This is a genomic window from Aquimarina sp. AU474 (genome assembly GCF_900312815.1).
Taxonomy (GTDB): Bacteria; Bacteroidota; Bacteroidia; order Flavobacteriales; family Flavobacteriaceae; genus Aquimarina.
Genome location: NZ_OMPE01000007.1, coordinates 324,700 through 346,353, shown reverse-complemented (window position 1 = coordinate 346,353; position 21,654 = coordinate 324,700). Strand labels below are relative to the sequence as shown.

22 protein-coding genes are annotated in these 21,654 nt (G+C 32.1%); 4 read left to right on the top strand and 18 right to left on the bottom strand.

Annotation, left to right across the window (positions count from 1 at the left end; translation table 11 throughout):
• Window positions 1-49: 49 nt before the first annotated feature.
• The 5 genes from DK508_RS08235 to DK508_RS08215 form a co-directional block, all read right to left on the bottom strand.
• Window positions 50-628, bottom strand: a complete 579-nt coding sequence (locus DK508_RS08235) for a YdeI family protein (protein WP_109300264.1) — start codon at window positions 626-628, stop codon at window positions 50-52.
• 115 nt (window positions 629-743) lie between these two features.
• Window positions 744-1,349, bottom strand: a complete 606-nt coding sequence (locus DK508_RS08230) for a hypothetical protein (protein ID WP_109300263.1) — start codon at window positions 1,347-1,349, stop codon at window positions 744-746.
• Window positions 1,339-1,836 carry an RNA polymerase sigma factor gene (locus DK508_RS08225; RefSeq protein ID WP_109300262.1) on the bottom strand — a complete coding sequence of 166 codons (498 nt, stop codon included), beginning with the start codon at window positions 1,834-1,836 and terminating at the stop codon, window positions 1,339-1,341. The genes DK508_RS08230 and DK508_RS08225 overlap by 11 nt, the downstream gene beginning before the upstream one ends.
• Window positions 1,829-2,668, bottom strand: a complete 840-nt coding sequence (locus tag DK508_RS08220; protein ID WP_109300261.1) for an alpha/beta fold hydrolase — start codon at window positions 2,666-2,668, stop codon at window positions 1,829-1,831. Before DK508_RS08220 ends, DK508_RS08225 begins: the two co-directional genes overlap by 8 nt.
• A gap of 141 nt (window positions 2,669-2,809) precedes the next feature.
• The gene (locus DK508_RS08215) at window positions 2,810-4,078 is read right to left on the bottom strand and encodes an alpha/beta hydrolase-fold protein (RefSeq protein WP_109300260.1); all 1,269 of its coding nucleotides are present in this window, start codon (window positions 4,076-4,078) and stop codon (window positions 2,810-2,812) included.
• Between the two features lie 275 nt (window positions 4,079-4,353).
• Here DK508_RS08215 and DK508_RS08210 point away from each other — a divergent pair, with 275 nt between their 5' ends.
• Window positions 4,354-5,187 (top strand): hypothetical protein, encoded by an 834-nt coding sequence (locus tag DK508_RS08210; RefSeq protein ID WP_109300259.1) that lies wholly within the window; start codon window positions 4,354-4,356, stop codon window positions 5,185-5,187.
• A 70-nt stretch (window positions 5,188-5,257) separates the two neighbouring features.
• Here DK508_RS08210 and DK508_RS08205 read toward each other — a convergent pair whose 3' ends face one another.
• From DK508_RS08205 to DK508_RS08145, 13 genes are all read right to left on the bottom strand, one after another.
• Entirely contained in the window at window positions 5,258-5,782 is a 525-nt protein-coding gene (locus tag DK508_RS08205) for a GNAT family N-acetyltransferase (protein WP_109300258.1), read from the bottom strand.
• Complete coding sequence (locus DK508_RS08200; protein WP_109300257.1) at window positions 5,782-6,225, bottom strand: VOC family protein; 444 nt, start codon at window positions 6,223-6,225, stop codon at window positions 5,782-5,784. Before DK508_RS08200 ends, DK508_RS08205 begins: the two co-directional genes overlap by 1 nt.
• 66 nt (window positions 6,226-6,291) lie before the next feature.
• The gene (locus DK508_RS08195; RefSeq protein ID WP_109300256.1) at window positions 6,292-7,185 is read right to left on the bottom strand and encodes a DUF6492 family protein; all 894 of its coding nucleotides are present in this window, start codon (window positions 7,183-7,185) and stop codon (window positions 6,292-6,294) included.
• A 65-nt stretch (window positions 7,186-7,250) separates the two neighbouring features.
• Window positions 7,251-7,631: a superinfection immunity protein gene (locus tag DK508_RS08190; protein WP_200831862.1), complete on the bottom strand. Its 381-nt coding sequence runs from the start codon at window positions 7,629-7,631 to the stop codon at window positions 7,251-7,253.
• A gap of 170 nt (window positions 7,632-7,801) precedes the next feature.
• Complete coding sequence (locus tag DK508_RS08185; protein WP_109300255.1) at window positions 7,802-8,455, bottom strand: hypothetical protein; 654 nt, start codon at window positions 8,453-8,455, stop codon at window positions 7,802-7,804.
• A 161-nt stretch (window positions 8,456-8,616) separates the two neighbouring features.
• Window positions 8,617-9,153 (bottom strand): GNAT family N-acetyltransferase, encoded by a 537-nt coding sequence (locus DK508_RS08180; RefSeq protein WP_109300254.1) that lies wholly within the window; start codon window positions 9,151-9,153, stop codon window positions 8,617-8,619.
• Window positions 9,154-9,215: 62 nt separating this feature from the next.
• Window positions 9,216-10,139 (bottom strand): carbon-nitrogen hydrolase family protein, encoded by a 924-nt coding sequence (locus DK508_RS08175; RefSeq protein WP_109300253.1) that lies wholly within the window; start codon window positions 10,137-10,139, stop codon window positions 9,216-9,218.
• 10 nt (window positions 10,140-10,149) lie between these two features.
• Window positions 10,150-11,190 (bottom strand): zinc-dependent alcohol dehydrogenase family protein, encoded by a 1,041-nt coding sequence (locus DK508_RS08170; protein WP_109300252.1) that lies wholly within the window; start codon window positions 11,188-11,190, stop codon window positions 10,150-10,152.
• 9 nt (window positions 11,191-11,199) lie between these two features.
• On the bottom strand, window positions 11,200-11,994 hold the full coding sequence (locus tag DK508_RS08165; protein WP_109300251.1) for a hypothetical protein: 795 nt from the start codon (window positions 11,992-11,994) through the stop codon (window positions 11,200-11,202).
• A 3-nt stretch (window positions 11,995-11,997) separates the two neighbouring features.
• Window positions 11,998-12,807: an arginase family protein gene (locus tag DK508_RS08160; RefSeq protein ID WP_109300250.1), complete on the bottom strand. Its 810-nt coding sequence runs from the start codon at window positions 12,805-12,807 to the stop codon at window positions 11,998-12,000.
• A gap of 4 nt (window positions 12,808-12,811) precedes the next feature.
• Window positions 12,812-13,333, bottom strand: a complete 522-nt coding sequence (locus DK508_RS08155) for a DUF2867 domain-containing protein (protein ID WP_109300249.1) — start codon at window positions 13,331-13,333, stop codon at window positions 12,812-12,814.
• 2 nt (window positions 13,334-13,335) lie between these two features.
• Window positions 13,336-14,955 carry a M1 family metallopeptidase gene (locus DK508_RS08150; RefSeq protein ID WP_109300248.1) on the bottom strand — a complete coding sequence of 540 codons (1,620 nt, stop codon included), beginning with the start codon at window positions 14,953-14,955 and terminating at the stop codon, window positions 13,336-13,338.
• A gap of 251 nt (window positions 14,956-15,206) precedes the next feature.
• Entirely contained in the window at window positions 15,207-16,544 is a 1,338-nt protein-coding gene (locus DK508_RS08145) for a M28 family peptidase (RefSeq protein ID WP_109300247.1), read from the bottom strand.
• Window positions 16,545-16,865: 321 nt separating this feature from the next.
• On the opposite strand from DK508_RS08145, the gene DK508_RS08140 reads away from it, so the two are divergent.
• The 3 genes from DK508_RS08140 to DK508_RS08130 are packed head-to-tail and all read left to right on the top strand — an operon-like array spanning window position 16,866 to window position 21,606.
• Window positions 16,866-17,630, top strand: a complete 765-nt coding sequence (locus DK508_RS08140; protein WP_160114607.1) for a hypothetical protein — start codon at window positions 16,866-16,868, stop codon at window positions 17,628-17,630.
• A 1-nt stretch (window position 17,631) separates the two neighbouring features.
• Window positions 17,632-20,397: a TonB-dependent receptor domain-containing protein gene (locus DK508_RS08135; RefSeq protein ID WP_109300245.1), complete on the top strand. Its 2,766-nt coding sequence runs from the start codon at window positions 17,632-17,634 to the stop codon at window positions 20,395-20,397.
• Between the two features lie 3 nt (window positions 20,398-20,400).
• A complete protein-coding gene (locus tag DK508_RS08130; protein ID WP_109300244.1) occupies window positions 20,401-21,606 on the top strand; it encodes a DUF4249 domain-containing protein in 1,206 nt (401 codons plus the stop codon).
• Window positions 21,607-21,654: the final 48 nt, after the last annotated feature.

Genomic DNA, 21,654 nt, shown 5'->3' with positions numbered 1-21,654 from the left:
AAAATAAGGATTTATGATATAAATTATCTTAAAGTGGTGTTAATGCAAATTACCCCCAGTTTCCGATGTTTTTTTGATTCGCCTCACACAGTTGGATAATTCTAACAATTCTTTTATCACGAGTTTCTTGTCGTTTCGCATTAAATAACCAATACAAATAACTTTTTCGGTATCCTTTGGCAAAATTTTGATAATTTTCGAAAGCCTTGGGGTTTTGATCAAAAGCCTCTTTAAGATCGTTTGGGATAATCCCATTTTCGACATCATCAAGAGCGACCCAAGAACCATTATTTTTTGCAATATCTATACTCGCTAAACCACTTTTATGCATGAGACTATTTTTTGTAAGCTCTATGATATGGTTTTTATTTACTTTGCTCCAAACGCTTTTTGATTTACGGGGACAGAAATATTGTCGACGTCGTTTCTCATCTAGTTTTTTTACTGTAGAATCAATCCAGCCATAGCATAATGCTACTCTTACAGCTTCTTCCCAACGCATACTAGGTATTTTGGTTTCAACTTTATAAAAAATCAAATGCACTCCATTCGATTTATCATAGTTTTTGTGTAACCAAGAACGCCACTCTTGATCAGTTTTAAAATATAGTTCTGGTTTATCCTGCATGAATACTATTTGAAATACAAATTACCGATCAAGATAACCATTTTTTGTATATTGATATAAACTTTGGATAGAGAAAAATAAATGCCAAAAAGAAACATACATAGAAGTATTATACTTAACTCTGCTCATTATTAATTATCCTGTTTTTTAGATCTATGATATCTAATAAAGTTCGAATTTCTCTTTTTATACTTTTTCTAATTATTGGAATAAATATACATGCCGCTACCAAGTAGGAAACATCGATTAAAATCATTTTCCAAGTACTAAAGTAAAGGCTGAACTCTGGTGTGATCATATAAAAACCAATAGTATATAATACAAGTATGATTATGGTTATTGGGCCATGGATTGTTTTTCTAAATTTATAATAAGTGATTGTTTTTTCTGATGTTTCTAAAACATTATCTTTTACATCAATATTTTTGGATTTAATAATACTTATCATTTCAATCACAATTCGCAAGAATAAACCTATAACCATGAGTCCGGCTCCAATTCTACTTAATGTTTCCTTTACAGGAGCAACATAATAGAAAAAAGCTGTAATGCCTAACATAGTAATTAATAGAACAATTATGTTCCCGAATTGAAAACGCACAGAAGCCTTTTTTTTCTTTTGAATCAAGAAAAAGAGGTCATTCATAGTCGTGGTATCACTTTTTATATTGTCTTTATCCTTTTGCCATTCACGTTGAAGGGCTTCAAAATCATCGTTCATTGTTTAATATTTTTTTAAGTCTTTTTTTTATTCTGTGAATCTTTACCCTAACATTAGTTGGTTTAATACCAAGAATCTCGGATATGGTATCATAATCTTGACCTTCTAACACCATCATTATAATCAGTCTGTCTAAATCTTCTAATTGGCCTATAGCCAGATATAATGTTTTGTTTTGATCTAAATTTTGATCATGTTGGTTATCTGCTAAAGAGTTTTCCACCTTTTCTAGAGATATTCTTTTCTTCTTTTTTTCTTTTCTTAGATATTGTAAGCATGTATTTACGGTTACTCTGTATACCCAGGTTTTATGTGAGGATTGATTCTTAAATGTATCAAGAGCATTCCATATATTAATAAATACCTCCTGAGAAAGATCCTTTGCCAAATCATTATCACCTTTCATAAAACCCAAGCACATTTGCAAAACCATTGGATAACACTGCTGGTATACTGTTTCAAAAAGTTGTAGATTCTTTTTACTCATTTGTTAAGAATGCATTTACTTGTTTGTAAAACCATTCAGGTTGATCGAACATAATAAAATGTCTGCTTTTTGGAGCCATTTCGATTGTTTTATTGGCTAAGCTAGCGTATTGTTTTTCAAAATTAGATTGAGCTATTTCTACATTAGGAAATGATGCTCCTAATATTAGTGTTTTTGCATTTATACTATTAAGAGTCGGCCTAAGATCTACCTTTAATAAATCGGTATACCCATATACATAAGTCTTACGATCGGCAACCATAATCCACTCGATAAGTGTTTCTATTTTTTCTGGGGTATTGGTCATGTTTTGTGCCATCATAGTTGCAGTTTGCTTAAACTGTTCTTCGTTCATTGCTAATACCTGTTTGTTATACGGACTTTCATATTGTATTTGACTAGCAGGCACTCCTGGCATCATTAATTCGCGCATGCAGGGTATTGCATCTACGATAATAAGTTTATCAATATGATTAGGTAACGTTGAGGCTAATTCTGTAGCCAAGTTACCTCCCATACTGTGGCCTATGATAGTTACATTCTTTAGTTTATGGTTTTTTATGTAATTTACTAGTTCATTTTTAATCGTGTTATACCAGGGCATGGCAATAGGATCGTTACCATTAAAACCTGCATATGATATAAGATGGGCCTCATTTTTTAAAGTAATATTATTTATAGTTTCTTTCCAAATTGATCCAGGAGTTGTAAACCCTGGTAAATATATAATCGGAGTTCCTTTACCTAGAACTTCTGTTTTAATTGAAGGTGTTTGACTAAATCCAAGGCTCATCATTGCCAAAAATACAATTGTAATCTTAAATGTTTTCATCGTTTTTATGTTTTGATTTTCCCCTTTGATGCATAACTATTAAAATTGTTACATCAAGACGAAAAAAAATAAAAACTAATTAAACTATCGCGATACGTGAAGGTGAAAAATTAGCTATATAAATTAAAGAAAAGACACTGTTTAGTTCCTTTTTACATCTTCAAGTTTTGAGGCTATTTTTTCCATATGTTCTTCATAATACTTCATGTGATCGCTATCAAATTGTTTTGCTAAGTTGACTGCTTTTTTTTGAGTTATTAATGCTTCTTTAAGATTATTGTTAGCCTCTAGAGCAGATGCTAATGTACTAAGAGCAGCAGGGGATTTTGGACAATATTCTACTAAACGTCTATATACTTCAATAGATTCGTTATATCGTTTTTGTCGAAACAATCGATTGGCACTAGCTTGCAAACTACTACCACTATTCCATCTTTCGGCTCGAGGTAGGATATTAAATCCGTATTCGGTAGATAATTGTTTATAATAATTGTCAATATTGTTTATTGTATTACCTGAAGACTTTTCAAAATCGCGATAATCTGGATTCCATTTCTTTTTCGGGAAAAATGTTTCCATCGCTGATATAAAAGCGGGTAATACAACACCATAATGACTCTCATTAGGAAAAACTTCGGCTTTAAATTTTAATTTTGAAGAATTGAGTTTTACGACTAGTTTTTTTAATTCTTCGATATTTTTACCGATCTCAGAATCCTGATCAACATCCTCTTGTGCCGATGTAATATATAAATGGGTTTTATAATCCGAAGAAGCTTTGATTCTTTCTGTAATAGCTTCAATAAATGTTTCCTGAGGTTTGTATCCCATACCAATAATATCTCCTGCTGCAATCGCGATATGCGCTTGAAATAATCCGGGAGCTTTACAAAAAGCGTGTATAGGAAAAGTGGAAGTAGGAGAGGTGCCTACAATCATTCTGTAATCTGCTGTGCGATATTGTTTTGATAAATATGTGAACAGTTCTTCTTTGAAAAATTCTTCGAATATTTTTGGAGAACCATCAAAAGGCATTTGTTTCCAACTTTTGGGCCAGAAATTACTATTATTTGTATATACCATTGGGGCATAAAACTTATTAAAACCATCAGGAAATCCTACAACAATAACTTCTGGCATGCTACTTACAGAGCTAAGGTGTTTAACAGTACCTGTAATTTGATAAAAAAATTCATTTTCTAATAAAAAAATAACAGGATAAGAATGCTGTTTAGAAGCTTTATAATAATTGTCGGGTAAATAAATATCTAAGGTGATATCTTGTTCTAATAGGTTAGATGTTATAGTATGTTGTTCTATAAACGCTATTGGTTTGGATACTTGCCCAAATATAGACTGTAAACTAATAATTAAGAATAAAAAAAATAAGATTAGGTAGTTAGATTTCATGAGTCTGTGTGTGCAAATTTTGACGTTGAGTTTAAATTTAAAAGAAATATGGTTAATTTCTTTATACCTACATATGGTTTGTTTTCTTTTCTAAAATAAAGTATAACTGATTATTAAGTTTGAAAATTTTCTTAAAAGTTACGGTAAAAATATAAAAGTACGGTGGTTAAACGTATTTATTCTTGATTCGTAAATCACGTATTTATAGGCTTTTAAATGAAAATTTAATTCATGAAATTTGTAATAAACAAATATTAACTAAACCTTTTTTAGTCATGAATAAAAATGATAATAATAGTATTGATGAAGTAAAGATAGACACGAGTAATATTTTAAACGTGTTAGAAGAACAACAAGAATCCATTCAAGAAATTAATGGTTGGATTAACGATATTATCAGAAAGCTTAATTCAATTATTGAGGGCATTAAGAATATACCTGGTTTAATTGTTAAAGAGTTAAAAAAGAGCCCTATAGTAAGTATTGTGGATAGTATAATGGGTTTTATAAGCAATATTAAACAGATGGTAACGGCTGCAACAAGTTTTTTAGGTCATACAAAAACTATCCCGCAAGCAGAAATGGATGTAAACAAAACTGCTATTGAGAATTTTATAAGCGGAATTGGAGAAATGATACAGGCCACTAATAGGTTAATAGAGCGTAAAGAACTACCATTTATTAAACTTGTATTTCCTGATTTGGATTGGTTATTTAATTTAATACCAAATTTTGTTTTGAATATCATTAGCATTGGACCTAATGCTTTGATCAAAGATTGGGATCAATTACCAGGAAGAATTGCTAAAAGAATTGATGGAATACAACAGTTTGAAAATGAGCAGGTCAAAACAGGTAATCTTCTTCTAGAGTTAACTTCGATAATAGGTCTTTTAAAACTGGCCAAAATTATAGCCTCTACCATAAGGTCATTTATCGCAAGAGATCTTACTTTGGGTGTTACTATTTTAGGAGAAGGATCCCAGATGGAAGTTAGTGCTTCGCCGGCCAGTATGCCGTGGACTATATGTTATAATGTTATCGATGCAGTAATTGTTATTCTTGAGATGTGTATACCAAACTCGCAAACCAAATTGTTGGCATCCTAGTAGTATAAGTGTGTTATATAGTAAAAAAGTTAGGTTTTAAAGGTCTAACTTTTTTACTATTGGAGTATTATTAAATCTTTAATCTAAACCCATATACTGGTAATTCACGTTGTACAAAATCTAAATCTTTGGCTCGAATAAAACCAAGTTTTTCATACATTTTCCACGCTATTTGCATTGCTTTTGTTGAGTGAATAATTACTTGGTTTTGTTTTTCTTCTTTGGCTAATTCTATGCATTTATTAGTTAATAATTTCCCGATGCCTTTACCTCTTGTAGCTGGGTCAACGGCTAATAATCTAAAACCGGCAGCGTTTTTTTCTTTGGTTGCTGTACCTCCAGAACCGTAGTGTGTCATATCTCCAAAATATACTACACCACCTCCTATTTGTCCATTTTCAGAAATGGCAATTAAGAGTCTAGTTTTTGGGTTTTGAGTTAAATTTCCAATATTAGTAAGGAAACTATAATATTCGGGTTGTTGATCTTGATTAGGAAAACCTTCTAATTGAGAATATACATTTACCATTAATAAACCAATCATAGAGAATTCATCTGATGTAGCATCTCGTATTAGATATTCATTTGTACTCATTATTTCGAAATGTGTTTAGTTTTTTCTTGATAAATAATAATTTGTAACCCATCAGGATCTCTTAAATAAAGATATTGCGAACCCCATGGTCGGAATACGGGGCCTCTGGCAATCCATTTTTCTTTTAAATGAGATGCCCAATAAGCTATGTTTTCAGTTCTTAACTGAATATCAATTTTGTCATTTTCTAGTTTATCATCGAATGGTTTTTGATGATAATAGTGATCACTTGATATTTCAGAAATTTCAAAAAAAGCATTGCTATTTTCACTTCCATATCTCAAAATAAGGCCTTGAGATCCATCTCCATCGTTATATTTTTCAACGATCTCTAAATTAAGGACCTGAGTGTAGAACCTTTTCGAAGCATTAAAATCTTTTGTTCTAATTACTGTTTTTAAACTTAATAAATTGCCTTGAGAAGAAATGTCTTTTGTACTCATAAAATCCCTGATTTAACATGTTCTGATACTATCTAATCAACAAGATACTAGTTATTCTTTATATTTTCAATTGTTTAACTCGTCGTTTATTTGTGTTGATATTTCTGTGACCAGATCATTAAAATCTAATTCATTTAAATTGCTTTGCACAATACTAAACATGTGATGATCATAAGTGAAAAATTTATTTACTATTTCTCCTTTCATAGTATGATAATCACTCTCTGTCCATATACTTTCTCCTAATAATACTTTTTGAGGATGAGTGTGATAGTATCGAGATATGTCATGCTCATTCATGAGGTATAACCAATACAGGCAATATTCTGTCCAGGGAATTTTCGAGAAATTTTTAATTTGTATTGTTAAAGCACCCATCCAATCATGAGTTTTAAAATGATTTCTTAAATGATTAACAAGGCCTATTACTAACTCTTTACTTAAAACTGCAGGAGTAACACCTGGGCAATTTTCATGCGGATTAAAGTTTTGGTCATACCCCATGAGTTGTGCGGTATTTATCCACCAATTTAGATGATATTGATATTTTTCTTTTTGGATTATAGGTTTGTCTTCTTGAAAAAAATCTTTATAGGATATTGGATTACATAATATTAGGTCTGAATCCAAAGTAAGATAATGCGATGACTTAACTTCGCCCGCGATGGCTAACTTTATTAATTGTTGCTTAAACCATCCAATTATAAATTGTTGTTTGCCAACAACATCTTTATCCGTAAATACGCGATACTTAAAATCTAACAATCCTAGATCGACGGGGTCAAAATGGTATAAATCTTCTTCGGGCGTGATAATGAGGAGCTCAATTTCTTCTTTATGTAACAGATTTTTTCTTAAAGATGGAATTAGAATTTTTTTTAACCTGAGATAATCATCAAATTTTCTTCCTCCCTTTAATCTTGTTGGTAAAACAAAAGTAAACTTTATGATATTAGACATAAAATAAGTTGATTAGTAGGTTATTTTTAATAGACATTTAATCTATTATTAGATGTCGTAAAAAGTTAATGATTTTTCAAAAGAATACTTTTTTGTTGATCAAACTCCTCTTGAGTAATGGTGTTTTCATCTAAAAGTTTTTTTAATTTGGTTAATTTATCAATTCCATCTTCTCCATCTTCTTTGATTTTGGGCCTTTGTTGATTAACAACAATTGGTTGTGGTTTATGATCACTAGATAAACTCCAAACTAAAGAAATTACCCAACCAATAAAGCTCCATCCTAAAAAGAAGTTTAAAGCAATAATGGCAAGTAGATTCTTTTTACCTCTTAATAATGCTATAATTGATGGTATAAAATAGAAAGCTATACCCACAATGATCATAATAATAATTACCGTGTCCTGATCAGGTAAATCTGAATTGGTTTGAAACAACAAATGCATAAAAAATAATTTAATTTTGAATAAGTATTATTAATCAGGAAAAAAGTGTGGGTAGATATTCTCCTTATAGAAATACTAAACTACAAAATTTATTAAGCTTTAATTACCAAATATCTTTAAGTTTTTCTTCTTTTTGAAATTTAGTTTATAGATTATTTTTTTAGAATGATCTAACTGTTAAGGCTTTTGATGGTTGTTTTTCTTTGCCAATATATGATATATAATGTTCCTAGTATAGTTGGAGTAATCCAAGCAATAACACTTCCAATTCCGATTCCTGCAACTATAAAAGCTGTAATTGATGCAATAAAAGCTCCTATTATCTTACCTATATGATTACTTAGCCATGCATTTTTAGAGTTTGAAAAAGTTTTAAAAAACTTGAAATCTCTGCTAGCCAATAATGAGCCAATCACACCAAAGAATAAAAATAAAATACTATTGCTTACTTGGTTAATAACCCCATATATTCCAATAATCACCATAATACTAGATACAAAAAGCATACTGCCAGAAATAAATTTATCAATACCATTGGCTTGTTTTTTGTATTTTGATTTAAAAGTTAACGCTCTATTACCAACAAGTACTAAATAAATAGTAAACAACCCTATTAAAAACAAGAATAGATTCTTATGGTTAGGTAACCAACAAATGGGTAAAGAGATCAACGAGCTGGTAATCATACCGATTGAAAATAATTTACCCGTTTTTTTATGTAAAGGACTTCCTTTTTTTGCAATAATACTCATCACCCCTGTGATCAACCCTAAACCGCCAAAGAAGGCGTGGATGTAAATGAAAATTTTAATTGTTTGTTCCATTAGTTAGTCATAAAATTATAATCTCAAAGATCACCTTTTTACGAAAACTGTCAAATGTTGATTAACCCAATTGTAAATTTTAATGGACGAATACTAGAAATTAGAAGCTAAGTCTTATATCAAATACAATAAACGGCTTACTAAATGTATTAAGCCTTTAATTATTCTATATATTCATTGTTGTAAATAGAAAATATAATATTATCCAAATTATCAGGGTCAACCTTACCCTCTACATAAGAAAAGTTGTTTTTGGATAAAAGTTTTTTAGAAGGTTTATTATCTCTATGTGTGTAAGCTTCGATTTGATCCAACTTTAATGCTCTAAACCCAAATTCTAGAATACATTTTAAGGATTCATTCATGATTCCCTTTCTATGAAAATCGGGATGTAAGTCATAACCCACTTCTGCGACCTTACGATTTTCTGAAAAATTCCATAGACATATGGTACCTACAAGATTGGGTTTCTCTTTTATCCGAATTGCCCAAAATAACCAACTTTGTTCTTTTATACCATTATTAATTTTGGTTATAAACTGTTCTGCTTCATCTATACTATTTGTTTGCGGTCTTTTTACAAACGCATTGACAACCGCATCAGATCTTAAAAATTGAATAGCTTTACTATCGCTTTTTTTTAACTGTTCTAATCGTAATCTTTTTGTTTCGAACCTTGGAAATGGGTTAATAATCATTGTTTGTATACACGAATTTTATAAGTTAAGAAATATAGCGTTTTACTATAAAGAAAATGCATTTAGTTTTCTTCTTGGATATTGGGCTGATTTTTTACATCCAGTTGAAAGATATCATTTCTTGAGTAATGTCCAATTACATCAAAATCAAGTTTGCTATGGTTAATTTCGTCTAGGTCCAATTCTGCAATCAATACCCCTGCTTTATCAAAAAGAGGATCTGCAATAACTTTCCCCAGTGGTGAAACAATAATACTTCCCCCAGGACATATATTTTCGACTTCATTTTCAACTAAAGGTTGGTATTTTTCTGGGTACATAGATTTGGTGTAATATTGATTGCAACCAAGAACAAAACATCTACCTTCTAGAGCGATATGTTTCATGGTAGAAATCCACTCTTCTCTAGAATCAGCCGTGGGAGCAATATAAATCTCAACGCCTTTTTGGTACATTGCCATTCTGGCAAGAGGCATATAATTTTCCCAGCAGATAAGCCCACCTATTTTTCCTATTTTGGTTTTAAAAGTAACTAGTGATTCTCCAGCAGCCTCTGCCCAAAATATTCTTTCTGTACCAGTAGGTTTAATTTTTCGATGTACACCTAATAATCCATCAGAAGGAGAAATGTATAGCATCGAACAATATAGACTACCATTAGTATCTTGTTTTTCGGTAGCACCAATAACCAAGTATACATTTTGAGATTTTGATATCTCTTCTAGTTCTTTGAGATCGTTACTTGCGAGATCAATACTGTTTTTATAAAATGTTTCGTAAAGCGCTCTTCCTTCTGGAGTTCTTCTTCCGGTGGTGGCACCAAAAGAAAAACCACGCGGATAACCTGGAATAAAAGATTCTGGAAATACCAATAGTTCGCAACCTTGTTTTGCATATTCTTTTGCGAGCTTTTTTATTTTTTTGATTGTTTCTGTTTTATCAAAAAAAACCGGACTTTCTTGTATCACACCTACTTTTACTTTCATATTCAGTATTTTAGAAAGAATTAATTACTTGTATTCCTTTGTTATCAAAGGAGTTCATGTTTGGTAAAGCAATAATTGCATCTTCAAGGGTTATGGTGTTTTGTATCAATTTCTCTGGTTGTAATGTTCCGCTTTTAATCATATTCAACATTTCAGAATATTTATAAGCTTGCATACCATGGCTTCCTATAACCTCTAATTCATTGGCCAAAACTTGGTCCATTGGTATTTTGGGATGTTGATGATCACCAGTCATTAATCCTACTTGAATATGTTTACCTCTTTTTCTAAGGTTAGCAATAGAATTAAAACAAGTTGTGGCACTTCCTAGCGCATCTATGGATACATGAACACCACCATTAGTAATAGATTTAATATGTCCGACGACATTTTCGGTTTTAGAAGCGTTTATAGTATACGCCGCACCCAATAACGTTGCTAGTTCTAAGTTTTCATCATTAATATCAATAGCAATTACTTGTGCACCTAAAGCTTTTGCTATCATAATGGCAGATAAACCAACACCACCACAACCATGTATGGCTATATATTGCCCAGGAGAGACTTTTCCTTGAGCTACCACAGCTCTAAAAGAAGTAATGAACCTACAACCAAGAGTTGCAGCTGTTGTATAAGTGATTTCTTCAGGGAGTTTTACAAGATTTGTATCGGCATAGTCAATACTTACAAATTCTGCAAAGGATCCCCAATGTGTAAATCCCGGTTGTGATTGATAATCACATACCTGATGATTTCCTGAGATGCACTGCGTGCAAGAACCACAACCGCATACAAAAGGAACAGTGACTCTATCTCCTATATTAAAATTGGATACATTTTTCCCAACTGCGGCAATTACTCCAGCCAATTCATGGCCGGGTATATGAGGTAGAATAATATCAGGGTCATGTCCCATCCATCCGTGCCAGTCGCTTCGGCAAAGTCCGGTAGCCATTACTTTAATAACAACTCCATTTTCTTTTGGCTTGGGATCAGGTACGTTTTGTATAGTCAAAGGTCCCTGAAAAGATTCGAATGTAAGTGCTTTCATATAGTAGAACTATTGTATAGCATCCAAAAATGGTTTCATTTCTAGTAGCTCTATATCATCTCGTTTTTGTAATTCTCTAAGGAACCAACCTTTATGCCCTGCTCCATAAGTAATAAGAATTCTTTTTCCTTTATAGCGATGTTTTTCCAAAGCTTTTTCAATATTCCAATAATGAGCGATATTAATATTATCCCATCCTCCTAGGCCAAGTTCGATATTAAAAAGCTTATTATATACTTGTAAACTAATGTCTTGGATACTATCATAACTGTGCGTATGAATGAAGTAAGGATCATTTACCTTTCCTGTAGCCTTATATATAGAATCAGCTAATTGATTCGCTTTTCTATAAGCCACCCAATCATTAGCTCTTGAAGAATCTTTACTAATTGCTCTTAATTTTTTACTTCTTTCTTGAGCCATGGGTAATGTCCATCCTGCTGTAGGGATAATTTCAAAATCCATTTCTTTAGTCAAAGGAAAAATAACATCTACGTATTCAGGAAAACGCATTACTCGTGGTTCTGAAATACTATCATCTTTTACGAATCCAGCTACCGCTTCTTCATATCGATCTGGTGGTATTTCTGTAAGAATGTAATCAGGTTTTATTTCTTTAATTAATTTCTTGAGGTAAGATGTGTTATAGATACTATCGGTAAGATGACCTCCATGAATCGCGCCTAAGACGAGTACTTCATTTTTTGTTTTTTGATCTATATTATCCGTTGTATTAGATTGATTACAACCTATACATAAGTGTATTAAAAAGAAGACTAATACATACTCTATTTTCTTGATCATATCTTAATTTTTCATTAGCGCATTAATAATCCCTTCTATGGGTTTAAGTTCTTCAATTTTGGTAGTTACCGATTCTAATACACTGCTTCCTACTATATTGAAATTAGTTTTAAGTGCAGAAATGCACTCCTCGGCATCTTTAATTAATAAACCATTAGGAACTTCATAGTATGTTTTGTCGTAATCATTTGGTTCTAAACAGTCAAAATCGAAATGAAGATATAAATTGTTTATGTTTTTTGATTTTAGTGTAGTCACAAGATGTTCAATATTTATTTGAGCTGGAGCATATATGTTATCTTCATCAATGCGATTTTGCTCGGTTGTATCAATATCTCTTAATCCTACATAATGAATTTGAGAAGCGCTTATTGTTGAAAATAATAGAGGATTCATGTTTCGTTCTCCTTCACCTAATAAAGTTCTTAAAGGCATACCATGAAAATTGCAGCTAGGAGAATCACAAGGACGATTAATATCGGCATGTGCATCAAACCATATAATTCCTATATTAGGATATTTTTCATTGAGATAGGATACAGGAACTATTTCTAAACCACAATCGCCACCTATTGTTTTAATTGTTTTTGGTTGATTATAATCAATTTCTTTTTTCAAACGTGTTAACTGTTCGGTGATTGCATCATAATTGTTGATATTATGTTTTTGAATACCATGTTCTCCTGCTGAAATATGAGATAATGGGATGTTAGCAAATTCTGGGTCATTCAAATAATGCAAAATTGTTTGCGCACCGGGTTCAATATTTTGTCCATTTCCAGAACCTTGCCATTGCGGGAAGTAAATTTTCATGTATTTAGTTTTCTAGTCCTTGTAATGTTCTTTTAAGCATACTTTTGACAATTACTTTATGAAAAGGTTTTACAGGTAAAAAATATAACCTCCCCAACCAATTATTGAAGATTACTGCAGTCGAAATAGTTAGTGTTTTCTTCATTTCCTCGGGTTCTAACAATAATGAAACTCTAAAGTTAAGATGGCTATCATCTTCACCCATGACAATTTCATTATCATTTTTGTCAAAAACTTTAAAAATCCCTATAGATGTTCCTTTTTGAAGGTCAAAATCAGTATCAAGAATATCTTCAGGCTTTAGATTATTGCCAGTTTTTAATCCAAAAACGGATACTATTTTATTTCGTAAGACCATAAGGGTTCCTACCCATTTCGGGGCTGAAAGAAAAAATGCTTTTCCTATATCTTGTTGCGTAATTCTATAATGCGACTTGTTTAGGTTTCCGCAATAGCTATCGGTATAATCATAGGTAGTGCCTGCTAAAATCGAGCTGTTCGGAAATGGAATTTTAAGAATTTTCATTTTTATGATTTTACGTTAACATAAAAATTAGGATCAATCTTTATCGCATCGCCTTTAAATTCTTTAGTTTGCCATTCGGCATTAGGTTGTATCCAATGTGATTGATCATTAATAAATATTCGAAGAGGCATATCAAATTTTTCTATAATATTAGAGTATCGGTATTTTAATACTCCACTTTTAAATTGATATTCTAATACGGGGATTTTGGTGGTTCGAAGATATTGATCAAAAAATTGAGTTAGATCTATATCAGAGGCTTCACTAATGTAATTTTCAATTTGCTTCGTAGTCACTGTCTGGTGATAAAAATCCTTATTGAGCCCTCTTAAGATTGACCTCCATTTTTCATCATCTTCAATAAGTTGACGAAGTGTATGCAACATATTTGCTCCTTTATAATACATATCACTAGATCCTTCATGATTTACGTCATATGTACCAATTATTGGTCTATCATTTTGAATATTTTTACGAGTTCCCAAAACATATTCTGAAGAGGCTTTGTTTCCATGATAATAATCTAAGAACAGGTTTTCAGAATAGGCAGTAAAACCTTCATGAACCCACATATCAGCAGCATCTTTATAGGTGATATTGTTGGCAAACCACTCATGACCGGCTTCATGAATAATGATAAAATCAAATTTTAAACCCCATCCAGAACCAGAAAGATCACGACCCAAATATCCATTACGGTATTTGTTACCATAAGTAACAGAACTTTGATGTTCCATGCCCAGGTAAGGAACTTCTACTAATTTGAAACTATCTTCATAAAAAGGATAGGGACCAAACCAATGTTCAAAAGCTTTCATCATTTTAGGAGCATCTTTAAACTGTTTTTTGGCCTTTTCAAGATTATCCCTAAGCACATAATAATCCATATCTAAGGTGCCTTTTTCCCCTTCATATTTTTCTCCAAAATGCACATAATCTCCAATGTTAATATTTACACCGTAGTTATTGATAGGGTTGTTTACGAACCAATGAAATGTTTTTGTGCCATTTGGATAATCATAAACATCACGTAATCGTCCATTAGAGATATTCATTAAATCTTTGGGGACATTTACGCTAATCAATAAACTATCAACTTCATCATACATATGATCTTTGTTCGGCCACCAAACGCTAGCTCCTAAGCCCTGACATGAAGAAGCTACGAAATGTTTTCCGTTATTATCTTTTTTCCATGAAATCCCACCATCCCAGGGTGCACGAACTGCTTCTCGAGGTTTTCCACTATAAAATACCTCGATTGCTTTAACACTATGTTCTTCTTGGGGTGCTTCGAGCGTTATAAAGTGTGCATTACCTTCAGATTTTATAGTCAACTCTTTATTGTTTTGAAGTACTTTTTCAATTTTTAAAGGTGGCTGCAGATCAATTTGCATAACATTATGCTCTTTTAGTACTTTATATTGAATTGTGTTTTTCCCAGAAATTGTTTTTGTATCCGGATCAACAGTAATATCCAGATGATAATAGGTGAGATCCCACCATGATCTTTCGGGAGTGATTGATCCTCGAAGAGAATCTTGTTTTGTAAATTTAGATTCTTGTGAGAAACCTAAAGTTGTGGTAAATAAGAATAGTATTACTAAATATAGTTTTGGCATTTTCAAAATATCAAAATGTTTCAAAGCGATGGTTACAATTTTACTATACAACTTACTCAAAATGTGGATGACAATTATAACAACTATTGTTAAAAAAAATGCAAATCTATTGATAGATAGTAATAAAAAGGCATTAGCTTATCGGTTATCCGTATTACTTTTGATCGTTGTTGAATCCTCTACAAGATATGAATAATACTATTGTCTAGATAGTAACATACTTTACAATTCTTACAGGTGCACTTTTGGTATTATCTGAAAATCTTTGAAGGAAAAACAACCGGACTTTCATGTCCATTTTTTCCTACAGTACTAATTCCAAATAAATAATTATCGATTACGATACCATGAAGTACAAAGTTGTCTACATCCCCAACAAAACGACTATGATCCCAGGTAGGAGAAGTTGTATCTCTCCAATATATTTTATATCCTTTTATATTTGAATCGTTAACCTTTGTCCATTTAAATTTAGCCGCAGGTTCCACAATACCACCTATTTCTAATACCGATACGGCGGGTGGGGCAGAGGCAATACTCGCTAAGTTAATGGCATTTACAGCAGTTAGTTTAGCTGCGTAATCAAAATTTACATGTTCTACAACATCGCCATATTTTATACCATTTTCTTCTCTAATATCTTGATGTTGTTGTGTGTAATTTTCATGGGCTTCCATAATTCTAATCCCGGCAAATCCGGCATCATTAAAAGGCCTATGATGACCACCTCTTCCAAAACGATCTAATCTATATACCATCATAGGATTCATCTCTGGCATATATGTTTTTACTGTTTTATGTATATAACGTGCTAATTGACGCGATATACCATCTACTTCACCTCCGTAAAAACGTCGTGATCTTCTTTGTTGTTCTGTTTCGGTAGGAGGAACAGGTTCTGAGAATATTCTAAATGTTCTATTATCGATTACCCCGTCTACGCCTTTAATGTTACCGATCATATCATTATTCATAATCCCGATAATGTTCCAATTATTTTCTTTAGCATGCTTAGCTAATCCTTGTCCACCAAATAAACCTTGTTCTTCACCAGATAGGCCTACGTAGATAATACTATTTTCAAATTTATACTTAGAAAGTACACGAGCAGCTTCTATAGCTCCGGCCATCCCGGTAGCATTATCATTTGCTCCTGGAGAATCATTAGTGTAATCCGTAGGATCGGATATACGCGAATCAATATCTCCACTCATCATAATAAATCGATTAGGATGTTTTGTACCACGTTGTATAGCCACTACATTAACTACCCAAACATCTTTTGTAATACGCTGATTTGTACCTTTTTTCACAAGATCTTTTTGATAAAAAACTTCAAGGCAATTATTACAGTCTTTAGAGATGTTATCAAATTCGGATTTAATCCATCTTCTAGCGGCGCCTATACCGCGAGTTTCAGATACAGTATCGCTTAGAGTATGTCGTGTACCAAAACCGGCTAGTTTTTTTATATCGCCTTCGATACGATCTGCAGATACCGCATTGATAATATCATAAATCTTTTGATCGGTTTGTGCAGTTAGGATAATGGATAATAAAAGTAATGTTGAGGTGAAAAGTGTCTTCATTTTAATTATTTTGATCGCCTAATTTAAATAAAAGGTCTTAGGCACAAAGGCGTCTTAACAAATTTATAAGATCAATTTCATTTGTATAGCCTTAATGAGCTAATAGAAACACCTTTTTTGATTGTATAAAAATTTTATATTAGAGCCCCTTTAGGCTAGTTGTTTTCAATTACATTTTGAAATAAACTTATCAACACGAAAACGTTGTAGCTGTTAATGGCATTAGGCTAACCAAATAATTCATAATACCTTAGAGACAGTGTTTTGGCAATTTCGGATTGAAATGCGAAGCCGAAACGGGATATAACACATTTTCTTGGGGTGAAAAATACAATTAGAATTCTTTACATAGTAAATCTTTTGATTTACCTATTATTTCCATGCTCGCTTTTTAGTCAAACAATTCCCGAAGAGGGAAGATATTACGTTTGGTTCGACCAGATATTTGGTGAGGAGCATACTGGTCTTTATAATGGGCGACAATATGTTGATTTGGATGTCAATAAAATATATGAGGACAAACACTCTTTTTTTAGTTCTGATAAAGTTCTATTTGGTACCGTACGTTATGATGATCAAACGTATTACAATGTAGGGATGAAATATAATCTAGAGACTGATGCCGTCCTCATTACATTAAAACCGGGTGCAGTTACTTCAATATTACAATTAATACCAGATAAAATACAGTCTTTTAAAATTGATGGACATTCATTCGTAAGATTAGAAAACCCATTGATGAGTGAAAATTTAGATTCAGGGTTTTTCGAAATTATTACTAAAAATAACAACTTTACTTTATATAAGAAAAACAGAAAAGTACGAAGAAAACGTCTCGAAGAATTAGGAGGGAGCAAAATCTATTATGAGTTTACCGAAAATAATAAATATTTGCTTTTTATCGACGAGACATATATTAACGTTACGTCTAAAAATAGTGTAACTAGCTTATTTCCTGAAATTAGACAAGAAATTAGATCTTTTTATAGTATTCATAAATCATTAAAAAAGTCAAATATTGATGTTTTTATGAGAAGATTATTTGAACAAGTTATTCATACTACTCAATCTAAAAATAACTTGTAATATGTTAAAGAAATACCTTGTTATTATCTTTTTGTGTTGTCAAAATGTATGGACTCAAGAAAGCGATACATTAATTACATTTTCTTATGAAAATGAAGATTTAGCTTTGGTTTTGGCCAAAATAGAAAAACTCACAAACTATGATTTTTTCTATCAAGATAGTTGGTTAGCAGATTACAAAGGCTTATCCGGAAATTATGTTAATCAAAATATTAAAAGCATTCTCGATAGCATTTTTGAGGATACACTTCTTAATTTTTTTGTTTTTAAGGATAGGGTAATAATCACTAAAAATAATAGTATTTATGATCATTTGCCTGATCATTTTTTTGGAAATATTAGGCGAGACAGCAGCGTATCGCAAATTAGAAATAATACCCGTGTTTCTCCTATTTTTGAGACCTCAAGAATTGCTTCGCAACAAGAATCAATAGAGACTATAAAAATTGGTAAAAGTGTAATCAACTCTTCGGAGTCTAATTTTGTTTTATTAGGATACCTTACTAATAATCAAACTCAAAAACCTTTGGAAAATGCCATTATTGCGATAAATGGAAAAGATTTAGGTATCAAAACAGATAAAAATGGGTACTACGAGTTTAAGTTAAATTCTGGAGTTAATATCTTAGAAATTAATGCAGTGGGAATGGAAGAGCAAAAGAAACGGGTTGTTATTTATAATAATGGAAAATTGGATATCGCTATAAATGAGAAAATCGAGTTATTAGATGAAGTAATTCTTCAATCAGAAATAAATAATAATGTTGAAGAAGTAGTTACTAAAACAGAAATAGATGTAGAGGAATCTAAAAATATTCCATTAGCATTAGGAGAACGAGATGTTTTAAAAGTAGCAACTACCTTACCTGGTATTACAACAGCAAGCGAAGGTTCTTCTGGATATAATGTTCGAGGAGGAAAATCTGACCAAAATTTAATTTTGCTAGATGGCGCTGTTATATATAATCCACAACATTTTTTTGGTATATTTTCGGCGCTCAATCCATTTGCATTGGGAGATGCTAGTATATATAAAAGTAGCATTCCTGCAGAATACGGTGGGAGATTGTCTTCAGTTTTTGATTTGACTACCAAAGATGCAAGCGACACAGCTATTAAAGTTGAAGGTTCTGTTGGGCCCGTTACAGGTAATGTATTGATAGAAACCCCTATTGTTAAAAATAAATCGGGGTTAATGATTGGTGGTAGAGGTGCCTATGCCAATTGGATATTGAATTCTCTAGATGAAGAATCCTTAAAAGATAGTGAAGCCTCGTTTTATGATGCAATTGCTAAGTATAATCATCAAATCTCAGAAAAAGCAAAAATCGAAGCTACAGCGTATTGGAGTAGAGATGATTTTAGTATTACGTCGGATTCATTATATATTTATGCAAATAGAGCTTTATCCTTGAGCGGGACATATAGATTTAATGAAAATCATACCGCCAAATTAGTAGCATCAAATAGTAAATACAGTTTTAATATCGAATTTGATGGAGATACAGATAATGACTTCGAGTTAAGATATAGTATAGAAGAAACAGAATTGAAACTTCAATTTAAATATATATACACTGAGAAGTTAAAATTTAATTATGGTCTCTCCAGTAAGTTGTATGCTGTAGATCCTGGCAGTATACATCCTAAAGGAATAGAATCAACGATACAACCTTTAGAGGTAGAAAAGGAAAGAGGATTAGAATCTGCGGTATTTTTGACTTCCGAAATAGATGTTACTGATAAATTTACTCTAGAAGCGGGTGTTCGATATTCAATTTTTAATACACTAGGTAAGGGAACTCAAAATGTATATCAAAGTGGTGTGCCCAGAAGTGAAGGCAGTATTGAAGAAACTTTGCTGTTTGATAAAAATGAAATTATTACAACCTATGGAGGACCAGAGGTAAGGGCATCTGCAAGATATTTAATAAGGGATGATTTCTCTGTTAAAGCGGCTTATAATAAAACTTTTCAGTTCATACACACATTATCCAATAATACAACAGCATCTCCTATAGATACCTGGAAACTTTCTGATCTTAATATAGAACCTCAAAGTTCACAACAATACTCTTTGGGGATATTTAAAAACTTAGATGATGAGACTTATGAATTAAGTCTAGAAGGATTTTATAAGAAATCAAAAAATATACTAGATTTTAAAACCGGTGCAGAAATACTTCTTAACGAAAATATTGAAACCGAAGTTTTGCGAGGTAATGGTAAAGCGTATGGAATTGAATTTTTGATCAAAAAACAGAAAGGAAAACTATATGGATGGCTTGGGTATACCTATTCGAGATCCTTTTTGCAGTTAGACAGTGAGTTTAATGAAGAACGAGTTAATAATGGAGATTTTTTCCCTTCAAACTTTGATAAACCTCATGATTTTAGTTTAGTGTTAAACTATAAGTTTACCAAGCGATTTAGTTTGGCGACTAATTTTGTGTATCAAACCGGGAGGCCTGTTACATTTCCAATTGGAAGCTTTAGTTTTGATGATGCAGAATTCGCCGTGTTTAGTGATCGCAATAAGTTTAGGATCCCGGATTTTTATAGACTAGATATAGGATTAAATATCGAAGGAAATCATAAAAAGAAAAAATTGGCACACAGTTTTTGGACAATCTCGGTATATAACGTTCTAGGGCGTAATAACCCACTTTCTGTATTTTTTGTTACCGAAAACGGACAAGTAAAAGGTTTACAAAGCTCTGTTTTTTCTATACCTGTTCCTTCTATAACCTATAATTTTAAATTTTAAGATATGATTATAGCTACAATATACATTAACGGTAAAAGAAGAGCAGCTCTACTATTACTTGTATTTGTAAGTGTAATAACTTCAAATTGTGTAGATGAATTCGATATACAAACCGAAAATTTTGAAAGTATATTAGTAGTAAATACATCGATTACTAATGAATTGAAAAATCAGAAAGTGCTATTATCAAGGACCTTTAAATTTGAAGAAAATGGACCTAGTGCAGAACAAGGAGCTACGGTTAGAATCTCTGATAATAATGTTGACTATATTTTTGAAGAAGTTTCTCCTGGGGTGTATATATCAATAGATGAGTTTAGTGCGATATCGGGAAGAAGATATCAATTATCGATAACTACTACAGATGGTACTTCTTATATTTCTGATACGGAAACATTACCGACAGAAAACTCTTCTATTACCAAAGTGACTCCTGTACAAATGGTTAATAATAATGGAGTAGAAGGTGTTGGGATCTTGGTTGATAGTTTTGATCCAACGGGTAGCTCGGTTTATTACCGATATCAATATGAAGAAACATACAAGATAGTAGCGCGATTTTGGGTTCCAGTAGATTTAACCACTTCTTTCGAATTTGTTGATAGGCCCGATGGCCAAGAAATATGTTTTAATAGTAGAGCATCTAATTCTATCATTATTACCGATACACGGTCTCAAGAAGAGGATCGTGTAAATGATTTTTTGATTCGTTTTATCGAAGCCGAGGATATTAGTGTGGCAGAGCGATATAGTATATTGGTTCGACAAATTGTGCAATCTAGAGAGGCATACGGGTTTTATCAAACTCTTAGTAATTTTTCAGAATCAGAGAGTCTTTTTTCCCAGGTCCAACCCGGATTTGTAAGTGGTAATATTATTTCTGAAAAAAATAGAAATGAGCGAGTTTTAGGATTCTTTGAAGTGGCAGCTGTATCCCAAGAGCGTATATTTTTTGATCGAGAAGATATTATTAATGACTTACCTAGATTTTCGCCAGGATGCGATAGAATAGCTCCTGCGCAATCTGCTAGCGAAAGTCTAGAAGAGTTCGAAAGACGTTTGCAGGATTTGATTCGATCAGGGAATGTAAAATTTCTGGAAGAACAACGTGGTGAGCAAGATGAAGGGACTTTTGTTTTTGTTCCGCGGGGATGTGGTGATTGTTCTGTTTTTGGTAGTAGTGCAGTTCCTTCTTTTTGGGTAGATTAATGTTTTGAACGTATAATGAAATATAATTTAACATATAACTAAAACTAT